Annotated in this window: 9 protein-coding genes and 2 tRNA genes; 6 read left to right on the forward strand and 5 right to left on the reverse strand. The window is 45.7% G+C overall.

The window, feature by feature from the left end:
• Positions 1-63: 63 nt before the first annotated feature.
• From AC5JPT_RS08720 to rsmH, 3 genes are all read right to left on the reverse strand, one after another.
• Positions 64-2,145 carry a peptidoglycan D,D-transpeptidase FtsI family protein gene (locus tag AC5JPT_RS08720; protein WP_493857805.1) on the reverse strand — a complete coding sequence of 694 codons (2,082 nt, stop codon included), beginning with the start codon at positions 2,143-2,145 and terminating at the stop codon, positions 64-66.
• Positions 2,142-2,621, reverse strand: coding sequence for a cell division protein FtsL (gene ftsL / locus AC5JPT_RS08725; protein WP_319052334.1), 480 nt, complete (start codon positions 2,619-2,621; stop codon positions 2,142-2,144). The genes AC5JPT_RS08720 and ftsL overlap by 4 nt, the downstream gene beginning before the upstream one ends.
• 418 nt (positions 2,622-3,039) lie before the next feature.
• The gene (gene rsmH, locus AC5JPT_RS08730) at positions 3,040-4,077 is read right to left on the reverse strand and encodes a 16S rRNA (cytosine(1402)-N(4))-methyltransferase RsmH (protein ID WP_493858456.1); all 1,038 of its coding nucleotides are present in this window, start codon (positions 4,075-4,077) and stop codon (positions 3,040-3,042) included.
• A gap of 367 nt (positions 4,078-4,444) precedes the next feature.
• On the opposite strand from rsmH, the gene gltX reads away from it, so the two are divergent.
• The 5 genes from gltX to AC5JPT_RS08755 all read left to right on the forward strand — a co-directional run bounded on the left by gltX (position 4,445) and on the right by AC5JPT_RS08755 (position 7,907).
• The gene (gltX, locus tag AC5JPT_RS08735; RefSeq protein WP_493857806.1) at positions 4,445-5,968 is read left to right on the forward strand and encodes a glutamate--tRNA ligase; all 1,524 of its coding nucleotides are present in this window, start codon (positions 4,445-4,447) and stop codon (positions 5,966-5,968) included.
• A gap of 206 nt (positions 5,969-6,174) precedes the next feature.
• Complete coding sequence (locus AC5JPT_RS08740) at positions 6,175-6,540, forward strand: hypothetical protein (protein ID WP_493857807.1); 366 nt, start codon at positions 6,175-6,177, stop codon at positions 6,538-6,540.
• A gap of 122 nt (positions 6,541-6,662) precedes the next feature.
• Positions 6,663-6,738: transfer RNA gene (locus AC5JPT_RS08745), tRNA-Ala, on the forward strand.
• A 148-nt stretch (positions 6,739-6,886) separates the two neighbouring features.
• Positions 6,887-6,962 (forward strand) — tRNA-Glu (locus tag AC5JPT_RS08750).
• 291 nt (positions 6,963-7,253) lie between these two features.
• A complete protein-coding gene (locus AC5JPT_RS08755) occupies positions 7,254-7,907 on the forward strand; it encodes a LysE family translocator (protein WP_493857808.1) in 654 nt (217 codons plus the stop codon).
• A 98-nt stretch (positions 7,908-8,005) separates the two neighbouring features.
• Here AC5JPT_RS08755 and acnA read toward each other — a convergent pair whose 3' ends face one another.
• Both acnA and AC5JPT_RS08765 read right to left on the reverse strand, forming a co-directional pair.
• The gene (acnA, locus tag AC5JPT_RS08760) at positions 8,006-10,843 is read right to left on the reverse strand and encodes an aconitate hydratase AcnA (RefSeq protein WP_493857809.1); all 2,838 of its coding nucleotides are present in this window, start codon (positions 10,841-10,843) and stop codon (positions 8,006-8,008) included.
• A 334-nt stretch (positions 10,844-11,177) separates the two neighbouring features.
• Complete coding sequence (locus AC5JPT_RS08765; RefSeq protein ID WP_493857810.1) at positions 11,178-12,197, reverse strand: DUF3025 domain-containing protein; 1,020 nt, start codon at positions 12,195-12,197, stop codon at positions 11,178-11,180.
• A gap of 127 nt (positions 12,198-12,324) precedes the next feature.
• Between AC5JPT_RS08765 and AC5JPT_RS08770 the strand changes: the two genes are divergently transcribed.
• A complete protein-coding gene (locus AC5JPT_RS08770) occupies positions 12,325-13,041 on the forward strand; it encodes a metal-dependent hydrolase (protein WP_493857811.1) in 717 nt (238 codons plus the stop codon).
• Positions 13,042-13,054: the final 13 nt, after the last annotated feature.

Consider the following 13,054-nt stretch of genomic DNA (forward strand, 5'->3'; position numbering starts at 1 on the left):
ATTCCTAAACAGTTAATACAAATCAGCACTTAAAAGAGCTGACTACTTAAAATAATTCAACGCCTACTGTGGTTCTGTTTTGAGCGGCTTATCCAAAGGCACATTGTACAATCGTAACGCCTCTTTCATGACGTTGTGAAATACAGGGGCAACGGTGAGGCCAGCATAGATTTGACCGCGCGGATCTTCGATGAGCATGACACCCACAAGCTTTGGATTAGAGGCTGGTGCCATACCAGCAAACACATTGCGATACTGATCAGTATAATAGCCGCCTTCTGGATTGATGCGGCGCGAGGTACCTGTCTTACCTGCTACACGATAGCCATCAATAGCAGCGGCTTTGGCGGTACCGCCTGGCTCAGTCACACTCTCGAGCATTTGGACGATCGACATCGCTTGCTCGCGCGCCATAATACGTTTGCTGGGCTGCGGCTTGTCATTTTTGATCAAGGTCAATGGGTGCATTACCCCGCCTGCCGCTAGTGCTGAATAGGCCTGAGCCACTTGTGCTAGCGTTACTTGCAGTCCATAACCGTAACTGACCGTCGCACGGCGTGAGGTTTCTTTTTCTTTTGGTGTCACAATGAGACCACTGCCTTCACCTGGGAACTGTAGAGGGGTTTTTGTCCCAAAACCAAACTGTTTTTGCATATTGGTAATGGCTTCAGGCGGTAGCGAGAGCGCAATCTTGGTGGAGGCGACGTTACTGGATTTTTGTAGCAGCGTTGCCATATTGATCATGCCAAGATTGTTATGATCTCGAATGGTATAGCCGCGCACGCGAATTGAGCCAGGATTGGTATCAATTAAGGTAGTCGGTGTATATTTACCCGAGTCCAATGCAGCAGCAACGGTAAATGGTTTCATAACTGAACCTGGTTCAAACACATCTAACAGCGCACGGTTACGTTGGTTTTCGCCCGTCATCTCATTGAGATTATTTGAGTTGAATGATGGCCATGTCGATAGTGCCAGTACCTCGCCTGTCTGCACATCGACGATCATACCTGTTGACCAGCGCGCTTTTTGCAAACGTCCTGCTTTCTCCAGCTCTTTGTAGAGCAAATACTGCAAACGCGAATCAATCGTCAGTGCCACATCTTTACCTGGTATCTCAGGCTCGATTTGCTTGATCTCTTTTAGGCTATTTTGTTTGGCATCTTTTAAGACCAGTACCTTACCGTCATCACCTGCCAGCTCTTTTTCATGCTGACGCTCAATACCAGCACGGCCCTCATAACCGCCCTCGGGATCATTGGCATTCTGTCCCATAAATCCTAGTAGCTGCGCATTAGATTGTGGCTGAGGATAATAACGCTGAAAGAAGTTTTTCTCGTGGACACCAGGGAAGTCAAGAGAGCTAACGCTTTGAGCAATCTCAGGCGTTACTTTGTTGAGCAGCGGTAGATAATGCGAGCCTGCACCAGATGGCAGTGCCGCTTTGACAGCTTCCTTGTCAGTCACATCGAGACTGTCATCGATTGCGGTGACTTTTTTCAGCTCATCGACTGAAATATTGGCAGCTGCTGCTAGCGTGGTCAGATCCATATTATCCAAGCGTTTTTGCATACGCGCTTGTAGTTGTGGACTGCTAGGATTGGTTAAAATAATGCGTTTGAGCTCGTAATATTCACTTGCATAGTCATGCGGACTAAATGATACGGTCGCAAGCGGCGCACTGACTGCGAGCGGTAAGTTATTGCGATCGGTAATCATGCCTCGATAAGATTTTTGTGTGCGCTCACTGGTGATGAGCTCATTGCCTTTGTCTTGATAAAACTGCGCATTAGCCACTTGAATATAATAGGCACGGCCAATCAATAACACTAATATTACCAGCGCCAAACCCCAAACAGTACGAAAACGGTTTTTGTCTTGCTCAAAACCGCCACGAGAAGAAGCGCCAGAGGCCTTACCTAAGAACCCTCGTTTGCTCTTTGAGTTTTTCCCAGCGTTATAAGCGCCTTTGGTATCACTCTTTTTAATACGGCCAAATAGCTTTGCCTTACGATTACCTGCCGCTTTATCACTTGCTTGTCCAGATTTGGCAGCGCTAGCACGGCGCAACGGCTTTGTTACCTTGCCGCTGGCTGGTTTTTTGGCGGTGCTTTTTGCTGTAGGTTTGGTTTTTTTCTCACTCATTGTCCTGCCTCCATTGCTGGCTCTTCAGGAGAGATATCGGTGGAAGCACGTGGACCAGTAGCGTCAGTCAACTCTTCGTCTGAGTCATCAGAAACTACTGGCACCAACGCTGTCGCGACGCCAGGCTGGATAATAAGCTTGTCTTTTAGGGTTGGGGAGTACATGCCCAGTTCAGCAACGGCACGGCTTGCAATCTGAGGTGTGGCACTGAAGGTTTGCTGCTCAATCAATAGCCGTTGGTGCTCTACTTGTAGCTTACGCTCTTGTTTTTTCATGTCTTGCAAGGTTTTATAATCCTGATGATATTGCTGAACTTCTTCGGCAGTTTTGATACCACTCCAGACGATTGCGGCTGCCAATAGCAGCAGTACGACCACATAAATACTTACCACATTGAATCGGCGCACGAACAGCTCACCGATATCGGTGTTGGAGGGTACAGCGCGGCGATTTGCAGGTTTGTCAGATATTGCCATGACGATCTCAAAAAGGTGAACGTAAACGATAAAGTAAATAGTGAGTTGCAAACAACGAACTTAACATTGCCCAGCAGTACCATTAAAAATAAAACCAAAGATAACCATCGTATGACTGTAGCAGCCTGACTATAAGAGCCTATTACCTTACAAGTCTCCGACTATCAATGTATCCTGTTAAAGCCAGATCTACTGCCGTGCTAGATTAAATGAATGGACACTTAATTTCAGCTTAGAAGACGATCGATTCATGAGCCCATAAGCCTCATAGATCATGAAACAGACAAAAATTATTTGCCGAGCCTAACAGACAATATTTACAGCTTTTTAACAGTGGCGTAGCGATTAAGACATTTGCACATCATTGAGATAGACAATAGCAACCATATGCGACCTGCCTAGCGACTGTATCCAAGATTTATGGTGCATCCGTTTGCTGATACGCTGTATCAGTACGAGTGGCCAGTCGCAACCAGGCGCTGCGCGCGCGCGGATTCTGACTGGTTTCAGCTTTGCTAGGGCCAACGCGTTTTGGCTTGCTAAAATAACGCGGACGGTTCGGCGGCATCGGTAGATTTTCGTCTTCCGGATACTGGCCTTTACTATGACGCTGCAAAAACTGTTTGATACGGCGATCTTCTAATGAGTGAAAGCTAATCACTGCCAGCTGACCACCTGATTTTAAAATCGGAATGCTTTGCGCTAAAAAGTCATCGACATCGCCCAACTCATTGTTAATAAAAATACGCATAGCCTGAAAGCTTTGTGTCGCTGGATGCTTACCACGTTGCCAATTAGGATGCGCTACTTTGATCACCTCTGCCAACTCAAGCGTAGAGTCATAGCTCTCCATCTGTTTGATAGCGCGGGCAATACGGCGACTATGACGCTCTTCACCAAACTCATAGAGCACATTGGCCAACGTCTCATCATCGACTGTTTCAAGCCACTCGGCAACGGACTGACCGCGGCTGGTGTCCATACGCATGTCCACTGCCCCATCACGCATAAAGCTAAAGCCGCGACTACCATCGTCAATCTGCGGTGATGAAATGCCCAAATCCGCCATCAAGCCATCAACTTCACTGATGCCCATAACAGCTAGACTGTCAGTCAAGGTCGCAAAGCTGTCATGAACCACACGCACACGGCTGTCTTTACTTGCCAACTCTTGCGCTACGCTAATGGCCGTCGGGTCTTTGTCAAAGACAATCAGTGTGGCGTCATCGGCAAGTTGGCTCAGTAGTAGCCTACTATGACCGCCACGACCGAAGGTCGCATCAACATAGATGCCACTTATATTTAAGCTATCCTGGTTATTGCCATCAGTTTGCTTGGGTAGAGATTTTACGCCCAGCACTGCAGCGACAGTCTCTTGTAGGAGCACCGCATCATGGACAAAACTTAATTCATCAGACGTGATATCGCCCTCATGACGGGCGTGAGTAATATCCATATCGACATTTTGCGTAGACACATCACTTGTCAATGATGGGCTGGGCGCTGACTCAGAGAGATCAGTGGCAACAGAAGAACTGGCTTTCGATTTTGGCTTAGACTTTGATAGGGACACAAACAACTCAATAGATGACGACCATACTGGCCAGTAATTGGATGAAAATAAACAAGTTATGACTTGCCTAGCATTATTATCGCAAGGATACACGGCGAGTCAAGCACTAGAAGGGCTTTTCATTAAAAATATCACATGTCTCTGTTATACTAGCGCTATATTTTACGCTATTTCTTCACATCGACTTCATATCTTTCATCGCTATTTATACTAATAGCTTATATCGATAGCAAATTTTGAGACTTTTACCATGCAAACCTCTACTGACAGCACACGCCCTGTGCGCACGCGTATCGCACCTTCACCTACTGGCTTCCCACACGTAGGTACTGCCTATATTGCCCTATTTAACTTAGCCTTTGCCAAAGCGCATGGCGGCGAGTTTATCTTACGTATCGAAGATACTGACCAGACGCGCTCGACTGAGCAATCAGAACAGATGATTTTGGATGCCTTGCGCTGGGTCGGTCTAAATTGGAGCGAGGGTCCAGATATTGGTGGTCCACATGCACCTTATCGTCAGAGCGAGCGTAGCGATATCTACAAAAAGCACGCCGAGATGCTCATAGAAAAAGACCATGCGTTCCGTTGTTTTTGTACCCCTGAAGAGTTAGACGCTATGCGCGCTGAACAAATGGCCAATGGCGAGACTCCTCGTTATGATGGTCGCTGTGCTCATCTTGCTCCAGAAAAAACCGAGCAATTGGTAAGCGAGGGCAAGCCGCACGTGATTCGTATGCGTGTACCGACCGAAGGCACTTGTCAGGTACAAGACATGCTGCGCGGTACGGTTGAGTTCCCTTGGACCCAAGTCGACATGCAAGTGCTGCTAAAAACAGACGGTATGCCAACCTATCATTTAGCCAACGTCGTTGATGATCATTTGATGGACATCACTCATGTGATGCGCGGTGAAGAGTGGCTCAACTCTGCGCCCAAGCATCAACTGCTATACAATTATTTTGGTTGGGAAATGCCGACGCTTTGCCATATGCCATTACTGCGTAACCCAGATAAGTCAAAGCTCTCTAAGCGTAAAAACCCAACGTCGATCACCTACTATCGTGATGCAGGCGTACTGCCTGAAGCACTGTTAAACTATCTTGGGCGTATGGGCTACTCAATGCCTAACGATGCCGAGCAGTTTACCTTAGATGAGATGATCGCAAGCTTCGATATTCAGCGTGTGTCGCTTGGCGGTCCTATATTTGACATCGAAAAGCTTAACTGGGTAAATAGCGAATGGCTACGTGCGCTCACCCCTGAAGAGCTAAAGAACAAAATTCTTGAATGGGCCAGCAATAGTGACAAGCTAACCGCTATTGCAGCCGCGATTCAGCCACGTATCGAGCTATTGTCTGATGCGGTGAACTGGGGAGGTTTTTACTTCCAAAACTTACCTGATATTAATGCCGAGAGCTTCACTCATAAGACGCTTGCACCTGAGCAAATTATCGAAATGCTGCAATTGGCGCTTTGGCAGTTAGAGGTCTTGCCAACGTGGTCGGAAGAAAACATCTATGCCACGTTAAAAGGCCTTGCTGCTCACCTGGATATCAAGATGCGCGACTTTATGGCGCCGTTCTTTATCGCGATCGCTGGTAGCACCTCATCGACGCCCGTTATGAACTCCATGGCGATTATCGGTGCTGATATGACCTTGACTCGCTTGCGTCATGCGGTTGATGTATTAGGTGGTTTGGGTAAAAAGAAACTTAAAAAGCTTGAAAAACAAGCGGCAGAGTTGCCAGATTTCTTAGCCTCTGCTGAATAGTTCAGTTGCTGCATAGTTTAGAAGCTGAATAGTTTAGAAGCTGAATAGTTTAGAAGCTGAATAACTTATCTGCTAAACAGTTAATTAGCTAAACTTGTCGAGTATAAAAGGGTCAGGCCAGTTCTGACCCTTTTTTCGTTGTTAATAAGTACTACTACTCTCAGAATATAAAAATCTCTTACTCAATCTTTTAATTGGAAATAAACATGCCTGCCAAAACCGTCACGATAGAAAGCAAAGATTATGTCTTTAATACCCTAAAAGAAGCACAGAAATATTATGATGCCATCGTAAAGGAGCTGTTTGATGCAACTTTGACCCTGACCAAGGGCCAAGACTTCGAAGATTTAAAATGGATATACAGCACTTACTGCGGTTACACCAAGCATAATCTAGATAAATTGGGCAAATATGACATCATTGGCGTCAAAGGCATCAGAACGATCCGAGAAAAAGGCGGTCAATATATACCAACTGAATGCTGTGCGATTATTTTTTCTGATGGTAGCGAAGAAGAGCTTTATACCGATAAAGCCATCAAAGAGATCGCGCTGAAGCAAAATCCACGCTAATTTGGGCTTATTGAGCCTTTAAAATAGGCTAAATCACTTTTTTTTGCATATTTATGAATTATTTTTAAAATAGTGGTTGACAAGACTGCCGCTCTTACATAAAATACGCACACTCTTAGCGAGGGGCTATAGCTCAGTTGGTAGAGCACTTGCATGGCATGCAAGGGGTCAACGGTTCGACTCCGTTTAGCTCCACCATACTTATTTATAGCAACGCTCAGTATTACTGAAACGTAATAATAAATACTCGCTAGTAGGACGATATCAGCACCTAGGCAATGCTTATTTAATAAGCTATCTGATATTGTGAAGTACCGTTGTAACCACTGGTTATAACACTCTATGCGTCCCCATCGTCTAGAGGCCTAGGACACCGCCCTTTCACGGCGGTAACGGGGGTTCGAATCCCCCTGGGGACGCCACTATTCGGCGTCACTTATTAGCACTTTTGCTTAGCATCAGATTAGACTAATAAGCGAACAATAAAAAAGCCCAATCATCATACGGTGACTGGGCTTTTTTATGCCTGACGTTTCTCGAAATCCTTTATTCTGTTGTCGTTAGCTTATTATTAATAGCTGCTAGCTTACTGTTGATAGCGCTATTGCCAATCTATCTAATACTCGTTAACATCGACCTGACAAGCGTATTTATAAAGTGCAGCCACATACTACAAATGATGGGCGTAGCGTGATTAAAGGGAAGTGATTGCGATGTTTGGTATCGAGAATTATCTGGGGTTTATCTTGGCGGCTATTTTGTTAAACCTAACGCCAGGTACGGATAGCATGTACATCATCACCCGTAGTATCTCACAAGGGCAAACGGCAGGATTTTATTCGGTATTGGGTATTACCTCAGGAATTTTGGTACATACCTTATTGGCGGCGCTAGGATTGTCAGTATTGCTTGCCAACTCTCCTACAGCATTTATGGTCGTCAAATATATCGGTGCGGCTTACTTATGCTACTTAGGTCTAAAAATGCTACTAAGCAAAAACTCAAACTCAATAGCGAGCAGCTTAGCTGATGATCAAAACGTTGTCAGCAAACAGGGTAAAGAAGGTTGGCAAACTTATAAGCAAGGTGTATTGACCAATACTTTTAACCCAAAAGTCGCTTTATTCTTCTTGGCGTTCTTCCCTCAGTTTATCGACGCTAGTTATGCTTATGGCATGCTGTCATTTTTGATATTGGGACTTACTTTTGCCACCACAGGTTTTATATGGTGCTTGTGTTTGGCACTGCTGGCGTCAAAGTTCAGCAAAAAACTAAGAGAGAATCCAAAAATTGAATCCATGATGAATAAAATAAGTGGTGTCGTATTTATGGGGCTAGGAATTAAGCTGTTGACTGAAAAAGCGTAGAGTAAAGTAACAAGAAGAAAAAACGTCTTCCATAGAAAAGCCCAATCCCCTACTTTGAAGGAGATTGGGCTTTTTGTCATATAAAGCTTAACTAACTACTAGCCAGCTTCTTTGCTCTCAGCAGCCAATTGACGTAGTACATAGTGCAATACACCACCATGACGTACATATTCGCGCTCTTTTGGCGTTTGTAGACCGACATTGACTTCAAAGGTCTCGCTCGACCCATCAGCACGTGTAGCCGTGACTTTGGCGGTTTTGCTTTCACCATTATCCAGACCCGTAATGCTCAATACTTCAGAACCATCTAGTTTGTAGGTTTCTGCATTTTGACCGTCTTTAAACGTCAATGGCAACACACCCATACCGACGAGGTTTGAGCGGTGAATACGCTCAAACGAGCTGGTCAACACGGCTTTTACACCTAGCAAGATAGTACCTTTGGCTGCCCAATCACGGCTCGAACCAGAACCATACTCTGACCCACCAAGTACGACGAGCGGACGCTTGTCTTCTTTATACTTCATCGCTGCATTATAGATAGGCATTTCTTCGCCATCTTGTAACGTAGCGTTGTCATCTTTGAAATAATAGGTATAACCGCCTTCTTTACCGTCCATCATGGTGTTTTTGATACGGATATTGGCAAAGGTACCACGGGTCATGACTGCATCATTACCACGACGTGAGCCATAGCTGTTGAAGTCTGCTTCCATCACACCGCGCTCTTGCAAGTACTGACCTGCTGGTGAGTCTGGATCGATATTACCCGCCGGAGAGATATGATCGGTGGTGATTGAATCACCGAACAGACCTAGGATACGTGCGCCTTCAATATCAGGAATACCTTCTGGCTCCATGGTCATACCATCAAAGAACGGTGGGTTCTTGATATACGTTGACCCTTCATCCCATGGATACAGCTGACTATCCGCTGAACTAATGGCATTCCACGCGGCACTACCATCGAATACTTCACCGTAATTTTTGCGGAACATATCCGCATCAATGTTGTTAGCGATCAGCTCATTAATCTCTTCTGAGGTTGGCCAGATATCTTTTAGATAGACATCGTTACCGTCTTGATCTTGTGCCAGTGGATGTGTCGTCAAATCGATATCGACCGTACCTGCCAACGCATAGGCAACTACTAGCGGCGGTGATGCCAAATAACTGGCCTTCACATGTGAGTGGATACGACCTTCAAAGTTACGGTTACCTGACAGTACGGCAGCAGCAACCAAATCATTCTCTTCAATACCTTTTTCAATCGCTTCAGGAAGTGGTCCTGAGTTACCGATACAGGTGGTACACCCATAACCCACAAGATAGAAGCCTGTTTTTTCTAGCTCATCCATAAGGTTGGTTTTTTCTAAATAATCAGTCACAACTTTAGAGCCAGGAGCCAGTGATGTTTTAACCCAAGGCTTGGCTTTGAGACCTTTGGCAGCCGCTTTTTTGGCAACCAAACCAGCTCCAATCATAACTGCTGGGTTTGAGGTGTTGGTACAAGAAGTAATGGCAGCAATTACGACTGAGCCATCACGCAATTTGTGCTGCTTGTCATCAATACTAACATTTGAAAACACATTGTTTGCCGGAGCGTGCTTGAGATCATCACCTCTTGTGTCGACTTCGATCTTTGGTTCAGCCGCTAGATCTTCTGCTTGCTCTTGCTCACCGCCCTCTTGATCAAAACGTATCTTACCGTCCACTTCTGCTTTGCGGTCTTTATTCATCTTCTCTAGCGTTTCGCCAAACTTCTCATGCATATCAGACAGATTGATACGCTGCTGTGGCAAGTTAGGACCAGCCAATGCTGGCTGTACTGAAGATAAGTCTAGCTCTAGTTTGCTCGAATAAGTCGCCGCTGGTGTATCAGCATCGTGCCATAGACCTTGCGCCTTGGCATATTGCTCAACCAGCTCAATTTGCTCTTCATCTCGACCAGACAGACGCAGATAATCAATCGCCATTTGGTCAATTGGGAAGATACCACAAGTCGCGCCATACTCTGGTGACATATTGGCAATGGTAGCGCGGTCTGCTAGCGGCATACTGTGCAGGCCTTCACCATAAAACTCAACGAACTTACCTACTACACCATGTGCACGCAACATCTCAACGACACGTAATACCAAATCGGTCGCCGTGACGCCTTCGGTCAGCTTGCCTTTTAGCTCAAACCCGACCACTTGCGGAATTAGCATCGATGACGGTTGACCTAGCATTGCTGCTTCGGCTTCAATACCGCCCACACCCCAACCAAGCACACCGATACCATTAATCATCGTGGTGTGGCTATCTGTACCAAATACGGTGTCTGGATAAGCCATCAGCTCGCCATCAACATCCGCTGCCATCACGACGCGTGCGAGATATTCGAGGTTTACCTGATGCACGATACCTGTCGCTGGTGGTACGACGACGAAGTTTTCAAAGGCTTGTTTGCCCCAATGCAAAAACTCATAGCGCTCATTGTTACGCTTAAATTCGATTTTTTCATTGAGATCTAGTGCGTCCTCACGACCATAAGCATCGACCTGTACAGAGTGATCAACGACCAGCTCACTAGGGATAAATGGGTTGATTTGCTCAGCTTTACCGCCAAGCTCAACCACTGCATCACGCATCGCGGCCAAATCAACAACTGACGGCACACCAGTAAAATCTTGCAAGACCACACGTGCTGGCATAAAGGCAATCTCTTTTGATGCCTCAGCGCCTGCATCCCAGTTAGCAACTGCTTCGATATGGTTTTTGCCAACCGACTGGCCGCCGTCTTCGTTACGCAATAGGTTTTCTAATACCACTTTCATACAAAATGGTAGGGTATCGATATGTTCGTAAGTTTCGGTCAGCTTTGGCAAACTATAAAAGGCATGTTCCTTGCCAGCGACTGAGAGGGTGTCTTTTACATTAAAAATATCACTCATGATAGCTTCCTTATCGTTGTTATAGATCCTAGACGTCAATTATTATGGGTGTAGGTATATGACTGGTGGCTGAATAAATGATCGAATTGATTTTGATAATCAAAAGGTGTCGTCGATTTATCTTATGACCGCTTCTGCTCGCAAAGAAAATAACGTTACTTTAACAATGCTATTTTAAAACGCTGCTTTGATAACGCTATTTTCTTGCTCAACAAAAGCTTCTTTTACCATAACAAACATGCAAGGCTTTGTTAACGTCTGGACGTTATTGAATCGTGGCACAATCGTAAACGTAACAAAGGCTTAATGAGCTATATACTAGCGACGGGCGCTATCACTTGCTGGGTTTTTGGCGTCTGCCATTACGGAACACGTAGCTGTCGTCATAAAACTCGGTCACGGCGTTTGCTGCCCAGAAATGCGGCACGCCTAAAATCGGTAGCGGCGCAAGCTGGCGTGGCTTGACATCATCATTTGATAATAACGTGTCCATGTATGTGGCAACCTTATCATCCAAATAGCTCATACGTTCAGCCAATGATAAGGTAAAGAGCTCTTGTGAAACATGAATGACAATACTATGCGCACATAATGGTTTACGCGGTTGTATCAGTTGCTCAAGTAGTGCATGCCCAAAGATATAGACTGCTGCCTGAGCGCTGTTATCAGGTTGTGCTGGGTTGTCCCATTTAGCACGTGGCTTAACCAAACTTGCCTGCCAGTCAAAATCAACCAATGCCTCGCCGATACTAGCATCAGAGGTCACCAGCACTGCGCCATTCTCATCAAAGACAGTAATAGTATCGCGCACACGCCCTCGACGCTCACTAATGCCTTGTTTGGCGATTTCTAGCATATGGTAGTAATTGAGCATAGCTTTAGTCTTCGGGAAGGTCAGCCAGATACTACCGTTAAATAAATCGTGCAGATTGTCCCGCGTCGGAATATGTCCGCTTGTCCCGATGAAATACTCGTAAGCTTCGCCATCGGGCAATGCATTTTGAGAGACGAACTGTAGTGTCTGCGGCTTATTATCACCAGCTGGTTTGGTCTGTGGTAAGGGTTGCTCCAAGGCCGTCGCTTGCCGCTCCATTGCTGCTTTTAATACCGCACCAACGACATCAGGTGTACTACCGACAGCTTTTGGTGTGCCCATACTGTCTACTTGGCAACTGGTATTGCTAAGGTGCTCGATGGTTGTGCTGAGGTAATTAAGCTGAGCAATATGAGACAGCCACGGTGCTTGCCAGTCAATATCGGCAAAGAGTTTATCAAGTGTACTCTCTACGATAGAAGGGTCGTCGTTGTTGTCTGTGTCGGGTTTTGTTTTGGCGGGCAAGTCATTGGCGGGCATAAGGGCTATCTCTTAAGGTTTATCTCTGTTAGACGTATGGACGGTCTATGGTATCATGGTGCGCTTTTTTACAGCTAGATGAGCGACTCGAAAGGTCTTTTCGAGCGCGATGGATAAATGAGTTTTTATGGCAAATTTTAATACCCACTTAAACGTTGCATTTATGGTCAGCGGTGCCATGAGTCTGACCGTATATAAAGCTGGACTGATCGACGACTCAGGATTTTTGATGTGTGTGGCACTTGGGACTATTGGCGGGTTGTTACCAGATTTAGATTCGGATAACTCAACACCGATTAAGCTTGGTTTTAATATCACCTCGTTTGTCTTTGCCTTTGGTTTAGTCATGCACTGGCGTAGTGAGCTAAGCTTGCTTTCGCTGATAGCATTATGGCTGGCTGGCTACGGTTTTATGCGTTATGTCGTTTTTCATATTTTTACTACGATGACTGTGCATCGCGGCGTCATCCACTCTGTGCCATATATGGCGATATTGGGATTGGGTCTGACGTGCTTAAGTTATTACGGTCTACACCTACCACTGACGACCAGCTGGTTTTACGGTCTGTTTTTGTTTGGCGGGGCGATAGTGCATTTATCATTGGACGAGCTGTATAGCGTGAATTTGTCTAATATGAAAATGAAGCGCTCATCGGGCACAGCGATGAAGTTCTACCAGCCAAAAGATAAATGGTGGTACTTGCTCTTATATACTATCCTTGCATTACTGGTGTATGTCGCTCCGCCTTTTGAGATGTTTTGGTCACGACTAAGTGATCCTTCTGCATGGGCACAGCTAAGAGTTGGTATGCTGCCGACACTCCTAGAAAATATGCTACGGTAAGCTATTACTACCA

This window comes from Psychrobacter sp. H26, from assembly GCF_059073035.1.

What these genes read in the sequence shown, in the direction of transcription:
- AC5JPT_RS08765 (WP_493857810.1), bottom strand. Translation starts at nt 12,197, where the DNA reads ATGCCCGCCAATGACTTGCCCGCCAAAACAAAACCCGACACAGACAAC.
- AC5JPT_RS08770 (WP_493857811.1), top strand. Translation starts at nt 12,325, where the DNA reads ATGGCAAATTTTAATACCCACTTAAACGTTGCATTTATGGTCAGCGGT.
- ftsL (WP_319052334.1), bottom strand. Translation starts at nt 2,621, where the DNA reads ATGGCAATATCTGACAAACCTGCAAATCGCCGCGCTGTACCCTCCAAC.
- acnA (WP_493857809.1), bottom strand. Translation starts at nt 10,843, where the DNA reads ATGAGTGATATTTTTAATGTAAAAGACACCCTCTCAGTCGCTGGCAAG.
- AC5JPT_RS08740 (WP_493857807.1), top strand. Translation starts at nt 6,175, where the DNA reads ATGCCTGCCAAAACCGTCACGATAGAAAGCAAAGATTATGTCTTTAAT.
- AC5JPT_RS08720 (WP_493857805.1), bottom strand. Translation starts at nt 2,145, where the DNA reads ATGAGTGAGAAAAAAACCAAACCTACAGCAAAAAGCACCGCCAAAAAA.
- gltX (WP_493857806.1), top strand. Translation starts at nt 4,445, where the DNA reads ATGCAAACCTCTACTGACAGCACACGCCCTGTGCGCACGCGTATCGCA.
- rsmH (WP_493858456.1), bottom strand. Translation starts at nt 4,077, where the DNA reads ATGGATATTACTCACGCCCGTCATGAGGGCGATATCACGTCTGATGAA.
- AC5JPT_RS08755 (WP_493857808.1), top strand. Translation starts at nt 7,254, where the DNA reads ATGTTTGGTATCGAGAATTATCTGGGGTTTATCTTGGCGGCTATTTTG.